Raw genomic sequence first — 21335 nt, 5'->3', positions numbered from 1 at the left:
GAGCATTTGACCAGTATTTTTTTATTTATGTAACTTAAAGTAATCTTGGACCATTTCTTTAGCTACTTGTAAAGTGTACGTTCCTTCCATATCTGGATCTAAACCGGGGAATACCACCGCAATGGCAAGCTTAGGGTTATTTGAAGGAGCATAACCAACAAAAGTAGCGTTAATTAATTCTGGTGGATTCTTACGGTTAGGATTATCTGGATCATAGTAGAAAGTTTGAGCAGTACCAGTCTTACCTGAAATTGATGGCTTTACATTCTTTAATGGGTGGGCAGTACCCCAGCCATTAGTTCCGTGAACTACACGCCAGAAACCTTGACGAACCACATTTAATTCATCTTGAGTCCAAGGAATTTGTTGTTGGACATTAGGTGTCTTATTGTAGTTAATGTAAATCTTCTTCCCATCTGAACTAGTCTTACCTACTGATTGAACCACATATGGTTGCATTCTATAACCACCATTGGCAATTGTAGAAACATATTGTACTAATTGAATTGGGGTATAAGCATCATAGTTTCCATATGCCAAGTCCAGTACAGAACCAGATAAAATTTGGCCCTTTGAATTAAATGACTTACCTTGAATACCTGAAACTTCTCCTGGTAAATCAACACCAGTCTTTTGGCCTAAACCAAACATATTGAAATTACGTCTTAAAATTTCAAAAGAATCATTAGGCATATTGATATAGGTCTTAGGTACGTATTTAGCCTTTACCCAGTTCATAGCCAAGTGCATCATATAAATGTTACTTGAGACTTCCAAAGCCGTTTCAGCATCCAAAGAACCGAAAGTTCCGATTGGGTAAACTGACTTCTTAACTGAAGACCCTGGTAAATAAATTGCCGTATCTGGCAAAGTATTATTAGTTGGAGTAATAACTTTATTAATTAAACCACCTGAAACAGTTGCACCTTTAACAACGGATCCCATAACAAATGATTGGTTAATTGCTCCCAAAGCATTTTCAGTAGTTTTATTCTTTTTCGGATCATGACTTAAACCCGCAATTGCCAAAAGCGCTCCAGTTTTTGGATTCATTGCGATTGCGTAAGCCCCATTAGAATAGCGAGCAGCTCCAGCTGACAAAGCATTATTGTATACTCGTTTTAAAGTAGATTGGACTTCTTTTTGATACTTAGCGTCAATCGTCAACATCAAACTAGCACCGGCTTGTCCTTTATAAACTGTCTTAGTTTGTTGGATATCGCCACTACCCTTAGTAGTAACTTCACTAGTTGACTTAGTTCCCTTTAAAAGAGGTTCATATTCTTCTTCAAGATATGATGTACCTACACGATCGTTTCTAGAATAGCCCTGAGTTAAGTAATATTGTAAATTATCACTTGGCAAACCTGACTTTTCAGTAGAAACTGATCCAATGATACTTTGAATAGATGAACCATTTGGATATGAACGTTGCCAGTCAGTCCCAATACCCACACCTGGTAATTCAGAGAGGTGTTCACCTACTTCAGCAATTTCTTTATTAGTCAAATCTTTATTCTTAATATAGATTGTTGAAAGTGTATATGCTCCTGAAATCTTATTAAAAATTAAAGCCGCTGTTTTTTGTTTGCTATTTAATTTAATATGTTCTTTACGAACCTGATTTTCAACATTTTGAGTAATTTGTGCTTGCTCCAATTTTTGACTCTTTTGCGAAGCCGGTAATTTGGCAAGTTCACGTTTTGAGACCTCCGGATCAGCTAAGTAATATTCAATTTCCTGCTGTTCAGTTGGTTTCTCATTAGTAATTTTTATATAATTACTCAAAGCATTAGAAATCTTATAAATCTGTTCACTTGAAGTCGAGGCACCTTTGGTGTAAGTTATAGCGTTATTAGCCTTGTTTCCAACTAAAACTCGGCCTTTAGCATCATACATAACTCCTCGAGGTACTTGACTTGAAACTACAGTAGAATCAGATTTTTGAACTTCTGATTTAAAACGAGATCCATAAGCCAATTGCAAGTATGCTAATTGACCAATCAATGTTGCAAACAGAATAAAAATTATCCCTAGAATGATCTTCATTCTAAGTGGTGTTGAGGCCTGTTTATTTGAACCAGTGCCACTATTTTTTCTAAAATAATTCACGTACATCGTCCCTTACTAAACTGACAATTATTTTAACAAAAAGATCTTACCATTTCTATAACTGAATAAGGAGCTTTGACAAATTTTAATATGCTACAAGAAAAAGTTAACTATTTAAAGCAAAATTTATTTACCAAGTCTAAAATACCATACTATTTGAGTTTTTTTATTCCCTTTATCATATTTTTTATGTATTTTGCTCTCCATAAATTTAATATTTTGACTGTAGATTTAGGACAGCAATATGTAGATTTCTTTTCATTCCTACGAAATTCTCTTTTTACTCATCCTTCAAACTTGATCTATAGTTTCCAAAATGGTTTGGGCAATTCAATGCTGGGCACAGATGCCTATTATTTACTGAGCCCGTTCAATCTTATTTTATTTTTATTCTCAAAAAATCAGCTTCCAATTGCTATTCTTTTACTCATCACTCTAAAAATAGGCGCAATGGGGTTAAGCAGTTTTTTCTATTGGAAAAAGCGCATCCCTGATTATTATGCTCTCAGTAGCAGCTTAGCCTATGCCTTATGCGGGTATGTAATTGCCAATCATTTCAATTTAATGTGGCTGGATTCAGCAATTTTATTACCTTTATTGGTCAATGAAATTGATCACTGTCTTTATAACAAGCCCAATCATCTTATCTTGTTAACTTTTTTGCTTTGGTTCACTAATTTTTATACAGGCTTTATGGTGCTTTTATTTGGATTTTTATACTTTTTAAGCCAATTAACTTTTACCCAATTTAAAAAAGAAGCTTTAATAAATTACTTTAAGGCAAGTATTCTAGGCTCTTTAATTAGTGCATTTATTTTATTACCAGTTCTTTTTGAAATGCTAGCTGGAAAGGCATCGTCGCCAGCTCGCTGGAGCTTCGGTTTTCAATTTCCTCCTTTTGAAGAACTAAGTAAGTTAGCTTTGGGAGCTTATAGTTTTCATGAAATGGAAGCAGGTATGCCTAATATCTACCTGACTATGCCATTTTTATTATTTATCATGGCCTACTTTACTAGTAACAAAATTGACTGGAAACCAAAATTAGCTAATTTACTGCTATTTATTTTCTTAGTATTTTCCCTATTTTGGACTCCATTAGTTTTAGTTTGGCATTTAGGGCAATTCCCAGTTTGGTATCCGGGACGATTTAGTTTTATCTTGATTTTCTTTAGCTTGAACTTAGCTACTTTATTTATTAAAAAACAAAGTCAACTATCTATCGCTCAGAAAATCTTTATTGCAATTTTAGCCACTGGACTTAGTTTCTATCTTGCTTTTATTACCAACAAAATTGAATTTCTTAACAATACCAATCTGATTATTTCTTGTTTGTTCTTAGCTTTAGCTGTTGTTTATATTTGCTTTTTATACAATCAAAATCGAATTAGCGGAAAACTTTTATTTGGAATTATCATTATCGAAATTACTGTTAACACTATTTTATCTTTAAACAATTTGGCTTATCAAAATAATGCAGATTATCAAAATTTTAGTAAAACTACTAATCAAGTAACCCAATACCTCAAAAAAACTCATCCCGGATTTTATCGAGTAGAGAAAACCTTCTATCGCTCAGATGACGATCCCTTTACCGCCAATTATTACGGCATCAGCAATTTTAACTCCATTAGTGATCAAAAAGTTTTAACCCTTTTGCAAAATTTAGGCTATCTCCACAATAGTAATTCTTACACCAACTATGGGGGCAGCCCCATTACAGATAATATTTTAGGTATCAAATATTACCTTACTCCTAATTACGCTTATAAGAAATTGAGTTTTGATAATCAAAATGAACGTCTTGATGTAAATGGGTATCATTTTATTAAGCAATTTTCGGGATTAAATCTTTATCAAAATCAAACAGCTTTTCCATTACTTTTTTTGACCTCAGCTTCAGCTACAAGAATTCATTTTGATGAAGATAATCCCACTAGAAATCAGGCTCTTCTTTTTAACAAAATAACTGCAAATAAAAGTCCACTATTTCATAGCATTATTCTTCCGTCAACTAAAACTATTAACGCTACTTCTAGCCCCGATAATAATTTAGAATTTACTCAAAAAAACATCGCTAAACATGCCAGCATCTCTTTCACCCTCACTCCCTCTACTCAAAATTCTTACTATTTAGAGCTTCCTGATACTTTAAATAATGATCAAACTGATTTATTCATCAACGGCGCAAGTATTAATATTGATACTCGTGATCCTCAAAGTCGGCTGATCAATTTTGCCTATCGCCAAAAAGGACAAAAAATAAAAATAACTTTCAATATAAAAAATAGAAAATTAGACCTAAATGGGATTAATTTATGGGAATTGAATAATTCAGCAGTATCACAACTTAGTCAGCAATTTTTACAAAATCAGCCTTCCTTTTTCCAAAAAGGATTAGTGGTACGCAGTCACTTTTCTACAGATAGAGCGCAAACCTTAGCTACTACAATTCCTTTCAATAGAAATTGGCTCATTTTTGACAATGGCCATTTAGTTAAAAAGAAGTTATTTGCAAATACATTCTTATCAATACAAATAACTAAAGGAAAGCATGATCTAAAGCTAGTTTATGTTCCATTTACATTGATCATTGGAGCAATTATTTCGTTATTTACTTTAATTTTTCTAAAGAAACGTAAGTGTTAACGCTATCATTGTAATTTTTACTAGACCTAACTATTCACTTTGTAATAAAATGTATACGTTCACAAAATTTTAAATAGAAAGAAGAGTAGCTATGACTCTCAAATACCAAATTGGTGTTGACGCTGGTGGTACTCACTCCACTGCTATTGCATATGACTTAAATGGCAAGGAACTCGGCCGCGCAGAAGGTGGTCCTGGCCAAATTAATGCTGATTACGAAGGCGGTATTAACAACATCGCTAATACTGTAAATGAATTGCTTGATAAGATTGATGGCGATTGTATGCGTGTTCTTGTAGGAATCGCTGGTTTATCTGTTGTCGGAAACGCTCCAGAAGTTGCAGCCACAATTTCTTCAAGAATCAACAATCTCCCAACCCGTGCAATTACCGATTCCCTTCTTGCCCTTTACAGCGGACTTGAAGGCGAAGATGGTGCTTTAGTTATTGCCGGAACTGGTTCTGTATTTAACGGTTTACAAGATGGCCATTTAATCGCAGTAGGTGGTTATGGTAACATTTTAGGCGATGAAGGTTCTGGTTATGCAATCGCTAAGAGCGCAATGCAATCTGCCCTTCTTAGTTGGGATAAGCGTGAAGATAACGCCTTGATTCCAATGTTTACTAAATTCTTCAATGTTGAACACATGGATGAATGTAATGCTAAGTTCTACAAGATGACTAACTCAGAAGTTGCTGGTATGGCTGTTCACGTGGCTAAGCTGGCAGATCAAGGTGATCCAGATGCTTCTGCCGTTATCAAGGAACAAGCTCATCTTTTAGCTCGTGATATCATTATTGGTTTAGATCGTTACGAAGATCCTAAGCCAATGAAGATTGCTCTTACTGGTTCCGTTCTTGCAAATAATGAAATGCTTCGTAATTTAATGGAAGACGAAGTTAAGAGTAAATATCCAAAGGCTGAATTCTCCGTTTCAAACGGTGAAAACGCACGTGGTGTTATGTTCGATAAGAGTAAAGATTACCGTTACTTCACTAATCACGAAGATCATTAATAACTTAATAAAAATCAATAAAACACCTCATAATTGTATACTTATATCTGCAATTATGGGGTGTTTTTGTTATTTTATTTAATCCCAAAGTCGCATTCTATCAAAATTAACAGCTTTAAAAATTAAAAAGCGTTTGTTATTGAACGGCTCACATTCGGGTGTATACTACATGGTGAATAGAGACGAAATTTTGGTTTTAGTTAAGGAGAGTATCACTATGTTGTCTAAAAACAATTTTAACGAAAAAATCAGACAAACAGACGAAAAAAAAGATCATTTTTCTATTCGAAAATTAACTATAGGAGCTGCTTCAATTTTAATTGGGATGACTTTTATCGGGATCAATAGTCATACCGCATATGCTGCAAACCAGAATGATACTGTTGTAAACACCCAAAATAGTGCAAGTACCCCATCAGAGGGCAAAACGCCTAACGCTACAATTCAGCCTAAAAATAATATAATCTCCACTACATCAACATCGACAAAGTTGCGAACTACTAAAACAAACTCAAGCAAACCAACTTCTTCCACTATTAAAGATAATAAAAAAGAGAATGACGCTCTAAATGATCAAGCTACTAACAGCACAAATCAAGAAAGCAATTCTAAAAAAATAGAATCAAAAAAACAGTTTACGAATGTTGCAACTAATAATGATAAATCTTTTGGCCAAAAACAGACAACTACTCAGCAAATCAAAAATAAAACTGAACAAAAAAATCAACCTACTAATATTGAAAAATCTGAAAACTTAAATGAAAAACAAGAATCTAATAAGATAAATCCATCCTCTCTTAATAAAATAGTTACTAAAGCTGTTTCTACACAAAATAATCTCAAATATAATGTCAATGATTGGGATGGTAATCTTGATAACACAAACCACGAATATACATTAACTAGCTATCATGGAGTAGACGAGCAAAATATATATATTCCAAATACATCTGATTTTAATATAGCTGGTAAAATTTCAGATACCGACAAAGTTTACATCACCAAAGATTTAATGCAAAGCATAGTTAAAGATGGAGCAACTAATATCACTATTGATAACCAAGGAAATGAGGATAACAATAAAGTTTATGCTAAGGGTAATTGGGCTGGAGCTTTTGCAAATTCTTCCAGCTTAAAGAAAGTTGATCTTAGTCATTTAGAGACAAGTGGAGTTACTAATATGGGCAGTGCTTTCCAAGAGGATACAGTTCTAGAAAATGCTAACTTAAGTAACTGGAATATTAATAAGATTACTAATTTTGATAATCTATTTTCGGGTGACAATTGGCTCTCCAGTATCAACTTAAATAACTGGAATTTTGCAAATAATCCTTCCATGGAGGGAATGTTTAACTGGACTTGGAGAGTAAATACTCTTGATTTAACAGGAGCTAAAAATATCAATGAAACCATCTTAAATAAATATGTTGAAAGCTTAAAAACATCTCACGCTACCTCATTAGACCTATCTAAGATTAGCCTCTCTCCAGAAATAACTAGTCTATCAGGTAAATTTAGTGGGATGTCTGACCTTAAAACTGTAAATTTCACAGGTTTCAATGCCAGTGATATTACCGATATGAGTCAAATGTTCTCTGGAGATAATAATTTAACTGATATTAATTTTGGTAATTTGAATTTTAAAAATATTAATACAAATGGAATGTTCGACTGGGCTGCTAATAATATTAAAAGTGTTAATATCACTCAAACTCGTAACATCACTTCTGAAATTTTAGCCGAATATGCATCAAGTCTTAGAAATAGTCACATTCCTTCTGTTAATCTAAATGGAATTAGTGTTTCCCCTAATGTCATCAGTATAGCAGGTCTATTGAGTAACATGCCTAACCTTAAAAATGTAGATTTGTCTGGACTTGATATAGCACATATTACTGACATGCATGATTTGTTTAGTGGTGATACAAATTTAACAAATGTTAATTTAAGTGGGTTAAACTTTGCGAATATTAATACATCTGGAATGTTTAACTGGGTTAATGACATTAAGAATGTCAATATTAAAAACGCCAAAAATATTACTCAAGACATTCTTAATCAATATGTTCAGAGCTTAAGAAATACCCATGCCACCTCAATCAACTTTACTAAAATTAATCTTTCTCCTAACATTACTAGCTTAGGAGGATTATTAACCAATATGCCTAACCTTGAAAATGCAGATTTATCTGGACTGAATCTTAACCAAGTTAACAACTTAGCAGGTTTATTTACCGGTGATCACAATCTTAAAAAAGTTAATTTAAGCGGTTTAGATTTGGCAAATGTTAATACCTCTGGAATGTTTAACTGGGCAGACTGGAATATCGAGAATGTGGATATTACCAATACTAAGAATATTACCTCTGATATTTTGAACGAATATGTTGCTAGCATAAAAATCAGTAAATCTCCTTCTGCTGATTTGTCTACTACTACCCTTTCGCCAACTATAACAAGCTTAGCAAACCTCTTTAGCAATATGCCCTATCTGGAAAGTGTCAACTTAACTGGACTTGATACAAGTCATATCACTAATATGAGTTACATGTTTTTTAATACTCCTAAATTAGTCAAAATTATTGGGATTGAGTACTTAAATACTCATAATGTAACTAATATGGCAGGGATGTTTGAAAGTGTAATAAACGAAACGAAAAATAATCAGGAACCATTACCTCTTGAAAGCAACGGAAATTTAATTGAACTTGACTTATCAAATTGGGATGTATCCAATGTAACTAACATGCTTTACATGTTTGGAGGACAAGACAAATTAATTAGAATTGGTAACTTATCAAATTGGAATCCAAGTAAAGTTACTAATATGGCGGGGATGTTTTTTGGCTTACAAAGTTTACCAGACGATGTCCTTAAAAATCTTAACTGGGATACTTCAAATGTCACTGATATGAGTTACATGTTTGCTCAAATGCATAAACAAGAAGATTTGAGTTTTGTTAATAATTGGAATACTGCTAAGGTAACAGACATGAGTTACATGTTCTTTGAAGATTATGCCCTTGAAAAACTAAATTTGGTTAACTGGAATACTGAAAGTGTCGGTTTAAAGAAAACTGAACAAAATTACAGTTTAGCTGATATGTTTGCCGCTGATGTAGCATTAGTTTCAGTGGGAGATATTTCACATTGGAATACCTCTAATGTCCATGATACTCGAGCAATGTTTTATGGTACTACTAGTCTAAGTCAAGTCGATTTAAGCGGATGGAATACTGGTAAATTAGAAATTGCTGAAGGAATGTTCAACAACAGTGGAGCAAAATATATTGGATTAAATAATTGGGATCTGAGCCACATTAAACGTCTTAATAATTATGGTTTCGTTCGTGAAGATGGTGAATTAGGCGGAGTGGAAAATATGTTTAAGGATTTAACTAATCCTGCAGTTATTTCTATGAATAATATTTCTTTACCTAATGCTACCAATGCGTTTAAAATTAAAGATTTCATAGGTAATAATCCAATCGTAGTAATTGCTAACGGGGTAAATGGGGAACCACTCCCAACATTACTTGCTATTAATAATCAGAACTGGAAAGATATTAAAGGTGAAACAATTACTGGACGTCAAAATGCTGATATATTAACTTTTGTTAGAGCTAGCAATAATCAAGAGCTTTCACAAGAAGGACTAAACTTTATTTTTACTAACTTAAAAGAGATGCAAAATTACTTTAATCAACAAACTAGTATAAATGTAGTTAAAAATAATTTAGGCAATTTAGTTTCTGATTGGAATATCAAAGAAGATACTGTAGATGGTCATATTAAGGTAACCAATCGCATTTCTCCAGCGCCTTCATACGATCCCTATAATAATCCAAATGGTATTAAAGCGATAGTAAATGGTAACAACTTAGCTAGTTTAATGACTAGCATATATCAATTACATATTATTAATCCTCAAATTACTACAGAAACAGTTTCTCCCACTAGAACTATTATCATTGAAAATCCAGATGGCACTACATCTACTAAAACTCAAATTGTTAAATTCATTCGGACTGTAATTAAATATGCTGATGGAACTATTGAGTATGGAGCTTGGACACCTGCTCAAGGACAATGGGATAAGTTCGAAATTCCCCAAATTAAGGATTATGATTCCTATGTCGGACAAAATAAGGTTTCTACTATTAATGCCGTCAATGTTAGCCCATCTACCTCTAATATTACTATCACGGTATCTTATCATCAGATTAACAATAATAATCAAGTTATTCCTCCTATAAATCCCAATCTTCCTCATCCCCATCCAGAAAAACCTGTTATTCCAGATGTTCCAAGTAAACCAAATACCCTAGATATTCCAGCTAAACCAGTTATTCCAAACAAATCAAAAGACAATCCGAACTATCCAAAACCTCATAAAGAAGACATGCCTTCGATAAAGCCTGCTAAAGATACACATGTTCAACCACTTAAACAAAAAATTGAACATATGGGAGCGCCTAAAACTACTCAAATTAACGAGACTATTCAATCTAAACATAACAATAACCAAACTAATATGGAAGCCGTAAATATTCCTAAAACCAAAGATAAATTATTGCTTACATCTAAAACCCCCCAAAAAGACAATGTTAATATGACTAAACGAAAGGATAACCATCCTACGCTCCCACAAACAGGCGAAAGTCAAAACAAAATGAACATAATAGGTTTACTTTTAATAGCTCTTGCAAATCTAGGTTTGATCGATCGAAAACGCCGAGATAAATAATCAATTACTAAAAAACCATGTTCCAATTACATATTTATACAGGAACATGGTTTTTTATTGTATTTTTAATAAATTATCTTAACTTTGAAAATTCTCTATATCAACTAATTATTCAATTGCTTCTCAATAGCTTCCAAAGTTACTTCTCTAGTATCACCAAATTTCACATCAGCATTTTTTAAAGTGTTTCCGATACCAATTGAAGTTTCTCCAGCACGATTGATAGAATCGATACCAACTTGAGCATCTTCTAAACCAGCAACTTGCTCAGGAGATAAATTCATAATCTTGGCGGCTTCTAAATAAATTTCAGGATCAGGCTTGCCATGAGTTAATTTAGCTGGATCAACTATTCCCTCAAAGTAATCGCTAATTTGCAAATATTTCAAAACCTTAGGAGAGTTTTTAGAAGCGGAAGCTAAAGCCAGATGATAACCTTTATTCTTTAAATCTTCTAACAATTCACGCATTCCAGGTAAAACATCATCAGGAGTTAAAGTTTCTACAAGTTTTAAATAGTTGTCATTTTTCTCTTTGGCAATGGCTTCTTTTTCTTCTTGAGTATATTCATTTTCATGATGACCAGATTTTAAAATCAATTCCAATGAATCCATCCGGCTCATCCCTTTTAGACCATCGGCTAATTCTGGTGTCCACTCAGTCCCAACCTTGTCAGCGATTTGACGCCAAGCCTGACCATGAAATCTAGCCGTATCTGCAATAACACCATCTAAATCAAATGCGAACCCTTTTAAATCAGAAAAGCTCATTTTATCCTCCTACTTTAAATTAAGTTTCTTACCATCAAGATCAATTGTAATTGGATCACCCGAAATCAATTCAATCTTAGTGCCTGTCTTATCAACAGTAACTTCTAAAATTCGACCTCTAAATGTTTGACGGAATTTATATGAATCCCACCTCTTTGGCAAGAATGGAGCATAATGCAATTCACCATTTCGAACCCTCATTCCAGCAAATCCTTGAACAATATCTAACCATGATCCAGTCATCGAAGTAATGTGGAGTCCATCATCAGTATCATTATTGTAGTTATCTAAGTCTAATCTAGCTGAACGTTCATACAATTCAACTGCCTTATCTTCATAACCAATATCAGCTGCAATAATTGAGTAAACTGATGCTGAAAGACTTGATTCGTGAACTGTAAATTGTTCGTAGAAGTCAAAGTTACGCTTCTTTTCTTCCTTAGTGAAGTCATCAATAAAGTCCCAAAGTCCTTGGATAACATCCCCCTGCTTAACGTATGGTGAACGTAAAATTTTATCCCATGACCAGTTTTGGTTCAATGGTAATTGATCACTAGGAATTTCTGAAACTGGTGTTAAATCTTTATCTAAGAAGCCATCATTTTCTGGGAAAATATCTTTTTGTGGATCATATGGTAGATACATATTATCCGCAATTCCCTTCCAGCGACGTTTTTCATCTTCAGAAACGCCAAGCTTTTTAGCTGTCTCTGCATCAACTTCATCTAAAATTTCCAATGTATAGTTCAAAGTCCACTTACATAATAAATTAGTGTACCAATCATTATTAACATTGTTATCGTATTCATCAGGACCAGTTACACCATGAAGCATATATTTATTTTGTCTTTGTGAATAATGAACACGATCAGCCCAGAAACGAGATATTTCAGTTAAAACTTTTGCACCTTCATGAAGAACATAGGACTTATCTCCAGTGTAATTAGTGTAAAGATAAATTGCATAGGCAATATCTCCATTACGGTGAATTTCTTCAAAAGTAATTTCCCATTCATTGTGACATTCAATACCATTGAAAGTTACCATTGGGAATAAAGCACCGTCTAATCCTTGTTCTTTAGCATTTACATAGGCACCATCTAATTGTTTATAGCGGTACATTAATAAGTTGCGGGCAATTTCTGGATTTGCAACCCCAAGATAAACAGGAAGACAGTAAGCTTCAGTATCCCAGTAGGTAGCACCACCGTACTTTTCTCCAGTGAATCCTTTAGGTCCAATATTTAAGCGGTAATCTTGACCGTAGTATGTAGAGAAGAGTTGGAATAAATTGAAACGAATTCCTTGTTGTGCTTCTTCATCGCCATTGATAACCACATCGGATTTAGTCCAACGGTTATGCCATTCTTCTTCATGAGGTTTAAGTAAAGCGTCAAAGCTTTCTGCATCAAGTTTAGCTGCTAATTCATCAAGTCTTTGTTCAATTTCATTTTCTGTATCAAAATCACGTGAAGTAGCTACTACTGTTCTCTTTTCAAAGTTGATTTCAGAATTTGGCTTAATTTCACCAGCAAAAACATTATAAGCAGTTTTATCACTAGTTCCATCTTCAATATGCTTTAAATCAGTAACTGTTGTAGTCTTCATTCCTACTGTAAATTGAGGAACCCCAAAGTCATTTGGCTTAGTCTTTGACATTACTTCGGCATGAGTACCATCAGCTTTTTTACTTAAAACATCCCAGAATTGTTCATCATGGTTAGAATCTTCATTGTAAACATCAGCATCAATCATGCTAGTGATTTCAACATTAACATTAGAATCGCTCAAGTTTTTAACAGTGACTCTTTGGCCAACTAATTCTTTTTGAACTACAGATACAAAACGTTCAAAAGTAAATTGTAATTCACTACCACCAATTTCTACCTTAAAGGAACGCTTTAAGACACCTGATTTTAAGTCTAAGTCTAAATTGAAATCCTTTGGTGTTTGCTTATTAAGGTCTAATTGTTCTCCATTAACTTTGATAATCAATTTCATAAAGTTAACAGCATTGATCATCTTACCAAAGTACTTTGGATAACCGTTCTTCCACCAACCTACACGAGTTTTATCTGGGAACCAAACCCCACCTAAGTAAACTCCTTGCATATGATCGCCAGAATAACCTTCTTCAAAGAATCCTCTCATTCCGAGATTTTCATTGGCTAAACTAGTCATTGATTCTTGTAATCTTTTATCTTGAGGATCCCATGCTTTAGTAGCAACGTTCCAAGGTGAAATATCAAAAGTGCGTTTCATTATTATAAATTCCTTTCGCTATTAAAAAATTAGTTTTCAAACGTTTCTTTAATTGTTCCAACTGATAAAGCACCAATTAATAATACAATTCCAGCTAAAACAAACATATTAACTTGAGAATTTCCAAGTAATGGGAATAAACCAAAACTTAGAACTGAGGCAACAATTTGTGGTAAACAAATTGAACCATTGAATAAACCTAAATAAGTACCCATGTGCTTACCAGATAAGGCATTTGTAACAATAGTTAATGGATAAGTATTCATTCCAGCCCAAGCAATTCCAATCAAAGTATAGGAAATGATCAATGCCCATTGGCTATGAATAAAGAATACTGAAATAAATCCAAGACTTCCTAAGAATAAACTACCTGCATAACCAAGCTTGTGGTATTTATTTGGAACTTTAGCCAAAACATATGACCAAACTACAGCTGCAATTGATTGAACCGCAGCTAAAACACCATACCAGTTACCGGCTGCTTGATAGCCTGCAGAAGTTGCATTAGTAGTATTCCATACATTTTTAGCAATTGCACCTGCTGAATAAGTCCATAAATATTGAAATGCAAACCAGCAGAAGAATTGAACTAAAGTTACAGTCCAGAATGCTTTAGGTGCATGCTTTAATAAAGTGAGCCAATTTCCCCCTTCTTTATTATCTTCTTCACTAATGCCATGATATTTAGCATAAGTAGTAGGATCATATTCATGAACTCGAATTACAGTAAACAAACTGGTTACTACTAACAATGCAGCTCCCACGTAGAATGAAATTACTACAGATTGAGGAACCACACCTTTAGGCGCAATATTTGAAACACCTAAAAGAGTTAACAAAAATGGGAAAATAGCTGCTAACACGGCGCCAATGTTTGAAAGAAAACTTTGGATTCCGTAGGCATAACTCTTCTGGTTATCATTAACCATATCCCCTACCATCATCTTGAATGGTTGCATTGCCACATTAGATGACAGATCAAGAAGAGCAACAGTAATTGCACCAAACCATAATGCAGCTAATGACCCATACCCAAATCCAAAACTCCCAGAATTAGGTAAAAGCAACATAACTATAACTGCTACTAACATCCCCAATAATAAATATGGTAAACGGCGTCCACCTAATTTAGGTGCCCAAGTCCGATCTGAATAATATCCAATAATTGGTTGAACAATTATTCCTGCTAACGGTGGTAAAATAAAAAACCAGCCTAAATTATTTGGATCAGCACCAATTGTTTGAAAAATTCTACTCATTTGAGAACTTTGCAAAGTAAAAGCGGTTTGTACCCCTAAATAACCAAAATTGATCATCCAAATAGTACTTTTAGCAAGTTTAGGTAAACCTGCAGTTGAAGTATTATTCTTACTCATCAAAAACAACCCCTATCTCAATTCTTTATTTTTGAAAGCGCTTTTCATTTGCTGTAAATAATATACCAATCTATAGATAAAATACCAGTTTTTTGCATTTTGCGCAACCGTTTGCACAAAAATAATAAAAAAAGTATGCAACTTTTTCTAAATCTAATTTTCTTGCATACTATTATCAGAAAACTTGAACTTGACTATTTTCCGATGAGCATTCTGATTAAAGAGTAATTTAACTGCTTGTTGCCCTAGTTTTCGGGGTTGCATATCTATCTTTTCACTATCGCCAAGAATCATCCCCATTAAGCGACTACTATTAAAACAGACTGTAGGTAATTTGAATTTTTGCAAAGAACTATTTAGCTTAGCAAACAAGATATCATCAGCACACACAATACCATCTATTTTCGCATGATCTTTTAAAAAATCATCTATTTTTTGGGACGAATCATCTATCCAAACATTACCCTCATAACCATTCTGCTTTAAATATTGCTGATATCCTTTTAATCTACTAGTCTCATAAGGCCACTTCTTACTTGATTGAATAAAAAGCGGATGAAGCACATGATAGTTGTCGATTAAACATTTTGCAGCAGCTTCTCCAGCAGCCACATTATTATTATCGACATATCTATCCCCACTGTTATCACTAGGGTCACCAATAATCACAAAATTCAATTTTTTCTTACGTAAATAGGCCGTAATAGGATCATTTTTAACAGCATAAAAAATCAAAAAGTTATGAACCTTTGCTTGATTTACCATAGATTTAACACTAGATAATAGTTCTTTTTCGGTTGCACTGATTGCAACAAGCATTTCATAATGCATGGGGGTTAAAGCAGAACTTGCTCCTCTCATTAAATCTATATGAAATGGGTTGGCTGGCGCATCCCTGCTAGTGACTGGAAACACAATTCCTACTATATTAGCATCTCCTCGCGTTAAATTCTGAGCCGCATAATTAGGATAATATTCCATTTCATTAGCCATTTTTTTAATTTTTGTGACAGTTTCCTTACTAATTCGCGAATTGCCATTTAAAGCACGTGATACAGTAGATGGCGAAACATTTGCTTTTTGGGCAATATCTTTAATAGTTGCGATTTCCCTCACCTCCCTCAGTTTTTTCTATTTAAGTTTATCAGTTATTAACAATATAATACAATTTTTCTAATAATTAAATTTGCCTAAATACAAAAAATCATATCCCAAGATTCTATGGGATATGATTTCAAATCAGTCTTTACTTACAATTTGTATTAACGTAATTGTTCAAGATGTTCCTTAATCTTATTAGCAGCCTTTTCTAGCTTTTCATTTTCTTCACTAGTAAGCTTCAATTCAATTAATTCTTCAATTCCGTCACGGCCAATAATGGCTGGATAACCAATGTAAGTCTTGTATTGAGGATCATATGCAGAAACGGGCGCATAGAAATTGGCATCGCTAAAGACAGCTTCCATCAACTTAACTGCACAAGTAGCAATAGCATAGCTGGTATAACCTTTTCCATTTGCCACAATAAATGAATTCTTATTTGATTGCTCACTAATTTCTTCTTGTTGTTCTTCACCAAACAATTGGTAAGCAATCTTGTTGTTTACACGAACAGTTGACCAAGCTGTAAATTGAAGAGAGCCATGTTCACCTAATACCCATCCTTCAACATTCTTAGGATCTTGGTTTAACTTTTCACCAACGATTCTTTGCATTCTAGCAGTATCAAGGAAAGTTCCAGTACCAAATACACGATTCTTCTTAAAACCAGTAGTTTCTTGCAAAATTGCAGTAATAGCATCACATGGATTAGAGATATTAATAATTACTCCATGGAAGCCACTCTCTTTAATTTTCTTACCTACTTCTTTGGCATTTTTAGCATTTAGATCAAATTCGCCAAATCTATCATTATTCTTTACACTGGCAGCAATATCACCAAAAGCAGTCACAATGATATCAGCATCTTCAAGAGCGTCCCAATCTTGCTTTCTAATATTTACGTAATAATTGTTTCTAGCTAAAGTATCATGTAAATCATTGTATTCTGCATTAACCTTATCTTCATTCTTATCAATTAAAACCATCTCATCAACAGTTCCATGAGTAAATAAAGTATAAGCTACAGTAGCACCAACATGTCCGACACCGATAATTCCTACTTTTCTCATAATTTCACCTCATAAAAACAAAAAGAAGATAAGGCAAAACACCCTATCTTCTTATACATCATTTTACTTCATTAATGACAACGTCAAACTTGCCACCTGGAGTAGTGATAGAAACAGTTTCGCCCTTCTTTTTACCAAGCAAAGCTTGAGCAATTGGTGAATCGTTTGAAATCTTACCATTTAATGGATCAGATTCATCGCTACCAACAATTGTGTAAGTTTCTGGGTCGTCTTCGCCCACTTCAGTATAAGTAATTGTTTTACCAACTGCTACTTCATTAGGAGCAACAGCATCAGCATCAACAACTTGTGCATACTTAAGCATTTCTTCAACTTGTGCAATTCTGTCTTCCAAGTGACTTTGTTCATCCTTAGCTGCATCATATTCTGAGTTTTCAGATAAGTCACCATAAGAACGAGCAACCTTTATTCGTTTGATAACTTCTGGACGTTTAACTAATTTTAAATCTCTTAATTCTGCTTCAAGTTTTTCTTTACCTTCAGCAGTCATTGGAAATGATTTTTCTGCCATAACAACTGACTCCTTAGAAATTCAATTTTTTCTTGCACTTGAAATGATATTGGTTTACACCACTAAAGTCAACCTTTAACGAATTTTTGCTTCAAGATCTTCCTTCAATGAAGCTGTAATATCATCCATGGCCTTATTTACCACTTCATCTGTTAGGGTATCTTTTTCATTCAAGAATGTTAAGTTATATGCCAAACTCTTCTTGCCACTTTCAATGTGGGAACCTTGGTAAACATCGATCACCTTAAGATCTACCAAATATTTACCTGCATTAGCATGGATTACATTTTCAATTTCTTGGTTATCAACGTCTTTATTTACCAAAATTGAAAGGTCACGGCTGATTGCTGGGAATTTAGGTGCGGGCTTAGCAGTCATACCCTTAGAAAGCATTGGGATAATCTTATCAAGATCTAATTCGTAACCGTAAATTTCACTACCACGGAGTGATTTTTCTGCCATAGTTACTGAACGAGCAATCATTCCGATCATTCCAACGTATTCTTTATTGATATAAATGCCTGCAGTTCGAGTTAAGTGCATTCCATCAATTTCTTCAGCTTTATAAACAACATCTTCATCTTTAATGCCGATTGCTCTAAACAAGTTAGTCAATTGACCCTTGACGAAGTAAAAGTCAACATCTTGATTTAAGTGTTGCCAATTTTCATTGAAAATACTGCCTGAGTATAAGGTGGCAATATGCTCGTGTTCATTGAAAGTATCGTTTTCATTATCATAAACACGACCTTGTTCAAATAAAGCAAGTTCCTTTTGCTTACGAGCCATGTTATAGCTAGCAGCGTCTACCAAGCCAGTCATCAAGTTTTCACGCATTACTGAACGACTTGAGTTAAGAGGCATTTGAACTTCAACTAACTTCTTTGGATCCTTAGTGTATCTTACGGCCTTTTCAGGAGAAGTAAGTGAATAAGAAATTGCTTCCATTAATCCTTGGCCTTGAACAATGGCCTTAATGCGACGGATGGCAGTTTCTTTAGCAGAGTAGCCACCGTGAGTTTCAGCTGAAAGTGGTTGAGTAGCCTTTAAGTTATCGTAACCGTAAATTCGGCCAACTTCTTCTACCAAGTCGGCTGGAATTGAAATGTCCCATCTTCTATTTGGAACATTAACAGTTAACTTGTCTCCATCCACTTTTGCTTCAAAATTCAATCTATCAAAGATCTTAAGCATTTCATCGGCGGAAATTTCAGTACCTAAAACTTTGTTAATGTAAGAAACTGTAGTTTCTACCACAACTGGATTACGCTTTTTGTCAGTAGCTTTAATAATGCCGGCCATTACTTGAGCATCTGCATCATTTCTAAGTAACAAAGCTGCCATATTGATAGCTTTTTCGGTGTTATCCCAGTTTACGCCCTTTTCATACCGACTTGAAGCTTCAGTACGGTTAGCATGACGAAGAGCAGCCTTTCTCACCAAGGTTGGATCAAAAATTGCACTTTCCAAAATTACATCTTGAGTGTCATCAGTAATTTCAGAATTCAAGCCCCCCATTACACCAGCCATCATTACTGGTTTTTCACCATCAGTAATAATAATGTCGTTTGGATCTAAATCAACTTCTTTTTCATTAAGTAAAGTTAATTTTTCACCTTTATTAGCTTTTCTAACTTCAAGCTTGCCGTTTTCAAATGCACGAGCATCATAAGCATGCATTGGTTGACCAGTTAAAAGCATTACATAGTTAGTTACGTCAACGACATTGTTAATTGGACGAATACCTGCATTCCAAAGGCGACGTTGCATCCAAAGTGGACTTTCCCCAATCTTAACATTCTTTAACTTACGAAGATAAAACTTAGGAGCAAGTTTTTCATCAACCTTTGCTTCTAAAGAATTGGTCCAGTCTTCGCCATCTTCTTTTAGAACAACTTCTTCAATCTTAGGCTTTTCATCAACGATAGCACCAACTTCATAAGCTGCACCTTCCATTGATAAAGTATCAGCACGGTTTGGTGTAATATCGAAATCTAAAATGTAGTCATCCATGCCAAGTGCTTCATAAACATCTTGACCGGGCTTTACATCACTATCTTCTGGGAAAACAAAAATACCATCAGCGTATTTTTCAGGAACAACACTATCAGAAAAACCAATTTCTTGAAGTCCACAGATCATTCCGTTACTCTTCATTCCACGAATTTTTCCACGCTTAATCTTTTCATTACCCGCAATTCTTGCCCCATGAAGAGCAACAATCACATCTTCACCAGCAGCAACATTTGGCGCACCACAAACAATTTGAATTGGTTCGTCTTCGCCAACATCAACATGAGTTAAGTGAAGGTGAGTTCCTTCTACATCTTCACAGTCAACCACATGACCCACAACAAGCTTCTTCAAACCTTCTGCTGGATGATTGACATCAGCAATTTCTACACCAGTACGGGTGATTTTTTCAACTAAATCATGTGGATCTTCATCTAAATTAAGAAAATCTTGTAACCAATTGTATGAAACGAGCATTTAATCTTCCTCCTTACGGAATTGTCTTAAGAAACGAACATCATTAGTGTAGAAATCACGAATATCATTGATACCGTATTTTAAAATTGCGAAACGATCTAAGCCAAGTCCAAATGCAAATCCACCGTAAACACTTGAGTCAACACCCGCGTTTTCAAGAACATTAGGGTGAACCATACCAGCACCCAAAACTTCAATCCAGCCAGTATACTTACATACAGGACATCCCTTACCATTACACTTGAAACATGAAACATCCATTTCAACTGATGGTTCAGTGAATGGGAAGTAACTTGGACGAAGACGAGTTTGACGATCTTGACCGAAGACGTGTTTAGCAATCATGTCCAAAGTTCCCTTTAAATCACTCATAGTAACGTTCTTATCAACCACTAAACCTTCCATTTGCATGAATTGGTGTGAGTGAGTAGCGTCATCATCATCACGACGGTAAACCTTACCTGGACCAACCATCTTTAATGGGCCCTTAGAAAAGTCATGCTTTTCAAGAACACGAGCTTGATCACCAGAAGTTTGCGTTCTAAGCAAGTTTTCTGAATCAATGTAGAAAGTTGCTTGCATGTCACGTGCTGGGTGGTCCTTTGGCAAGTTCATCATTTCGAAACAGTAGTGGTCCGTTTCGATTTCTGGGCCTTGTACAACTTGGTAACCCATACCGATGAAGTAGCTTTCCAAATCATCTAAAATGACATTGATGGGATGCTTTGATCCAAGATGACCTTCACGACCTGGTAAAGTCACATCGATTTTTTCTTCTTCAAGCTTCTTAGCAATTAAAGCTTTAACAATTTCTTCTTTAGCATTATCCAATTGTGCATTGAACAAGTCACGTAATTCATTAACCTTTTGACCTACTTCACGACGGTTTTCAGGCGCAACATCCTTCATGGAGTGTAAAATTTGAGTTAATTCACCTTTTTTACCAATAAGTTCTACACGAACTTCGTTCAACTTCTTCTCATCTGCAGCCTTTTTGATCTCTTCAAGGCCCTGCTCACGCAGTTGTTTTAACTTATCAAATAAGTCCATATATCTTTTCCTTTCAAACAAAAAAGCTCCATCCCCATCTAGGGACGAAGCTTCGCGGTACCACCCTTATTTAGACAGAATCTGCCTACACTCAAGTTTTCGATAACGGTGAAATACCGGAATTGATTAGATTCTACTCCCAAGATGAAATTCACAAATTTCAC

At 34.6% G+C, this 21335-nt stretch carries 12 protein-coding genes and 1 other annotated feature (1 of these 13 only partly in view); of the genes, 3 read left to right on the top strand and 9 right to left on the bottom strand.

Going from position 1 to position 21335, the window contains the following annotated elements; all coding sequences use genetic code 11:
- Positions 1-21: 21 nt before the first annotated feature.
- A complete protein-coding gene (locus tag KBW87_RS02930; protein WP_057809953.1) occupies positions 22-2112 on the bottom strand; it encodes a peptidoglycan D,D-transpeptidase FtsI family protein in 2091 nt (696 codons plus the stop codon).
- Between the two features lie 90 nt (positions 2113-2202).
- Between KBW87_RS02930 and KBW87_RS02925 the strand changes: the two genes are divergently transcribed.
- The 3 genes from KBW87_RS02925 (at position 2203) to KBW87_RS02915 (ending at position 10520) form a co-directional block, all read left to right on the top strand.
- Positions 2203-4758 (top strand): YfhO family protein, encoded by a 2556-nt coding sequence (locus KBW87_RS02925; RefSeq protein ID WP_057809951.1) that lies wholly within the window; start codon positions 2203-2205, stop codon positions 4756-4758.
- 91 nt (positions 4759-4849) lie between these two features.
- The gene (locus tag KBW87_RS02920) at positions 4850-5773 is read left to right on the top strand and encodes an N-acetylglucosamine kinase (RefSeq protein ID WP_057809949.1); all 924 of its coding nucleotides are present in this window, start codon (positions 4850-4852) and stop codon (positions 5771-5773) included.
- Positions 5774-5990: 217 nt separating this feature from the next.
- Positions 5991-10520 carry a BspA family leucine-rich repeat surface protein gene (locus KBW87_RS02915; protein ID WP_057809947.1) on the top strand — a complete coding sequence of 1510 codons (4530 nt, stop codon included), beginning with the start codon at positions 5991-5993 and terminating at the stop codon, positions 10518-10520.
- A 104-nt stretch (positions 10521-10624) separates the two neighbouring features.
- Here KBW87_RS02915 and pgmB read toward each other — a convergent pair whose 3' ends face one another.
- From pgmB to pheS, 8 genes are all read right to left on the bottom strand, one after another.
- Positions 10625-11290: a beta-phosphoglucomutase gene (gene pgmB, locus KBW87_RS02910; protein ID WP_057809945.1), complete on the bottom strand. Its 666-nt coding sequence runs from the start codon at positions 11288-11290 to the stop codon at positions 10625-10627.
- A gap of 9 nt (positions 11291-11299) precedes the next feature.
- Positions 11300-13552 (bottom strand): glycoside hydrolase family 65 protein, encoded by a 2253-nt coding sequence (locus tag KBW87_RS02905; RefSeq protein WP_057809943.1) that lies wholly within the window; start codon positions 13550-13552, stop codon positions 11300-11302.
- 29 nt (positions 13553-13581) lie between these two features.
- Positions 13582-14928, bottom strand: a complete 1347-nt coding sequence (locus KBW87_RS02900) for an SLC45 family MFS transporter (RefSeq protein WP_057809941.1) — start codon at positions 14926-14928, stop codon at positions 13582-13584.
- 153 nt (positions 14929-15081) lie between these two features.
- On the bottom strand, positions 15082-16035 hold the full coding sequence (locus KBW87_RS02895; RefSeq protein ID WP_057810080.1) for a LacI family DNA-binding transcriptional regulator: 954 nt from the start codon (positions 16033-16035) through the stop codon (positions 15082-15084).
- A 155-nt stretch (positions 16036-16190) separates the two neighbouring features.
- Positions 16191-17099, bottom strand: coding sequence for an L-lactate dehydrogenase (locus KBW87_RS02890; RefSeq protein ID WP_004046109.1), 909 nt, complete (start codon positions 17097-17099; stop codon positions 16191-16193).
- A 58-nt stretch (positions 17100-17157) separates the two neighbouring features.
- Complete coding sequence (gene greA, locus KBW87_RS02885; protein ID WP_057809939.1) at positions 17158-17631, bottom strand: transcription elongation factor GreA; 474 nt, start codon at positions 17629-17631, stop codon at positions 17158-17160.
- Between the two features lie 75 nt (positions 17632-17706).
- Positions 17707-20121, bottom strand: coding sequence for a phenylalanine--tRNA ligase subunit beta (pheT, locus tag KBW87_RS02880; RefSeq protein ID WP_057809937.1), 2415 nt, complete (start codon positions 20119-20121; stop codon positions 17707-17709).
- On the bottom strand, positions 20122-21171 hold the full coding sequence (gene pheS / locus KBW87_RS02875) for a phenylalanine--tRNA ligase subunit alpha (protein WP_057809935.1): 1050 nt from the start codon (positions 21169-21171) through the stop codon (positions 20122-20124).
- Between the two features lie 37 nt (positions 21172-21208).
- Positions 21209-21335 (bottom strand) — a binding site (T-box leader); it runs 78 nt beyond the window's last position.

Origin of the sequence: Lactobacillus intestinalis, assembly GCF_024397795.1 — a bacterium.
Classification (GTDB): domain Bacteria; phylum Bacillota; class Bacilli; order Lactobacillales; family Lactobacillaceae; genus Lactobacillus; species Lactobacillus intestinalis.
Note: the sequence above shows the minus strand (reverse complement) of the source record. Positions and strands in the feature narration are given on the sequence as shown.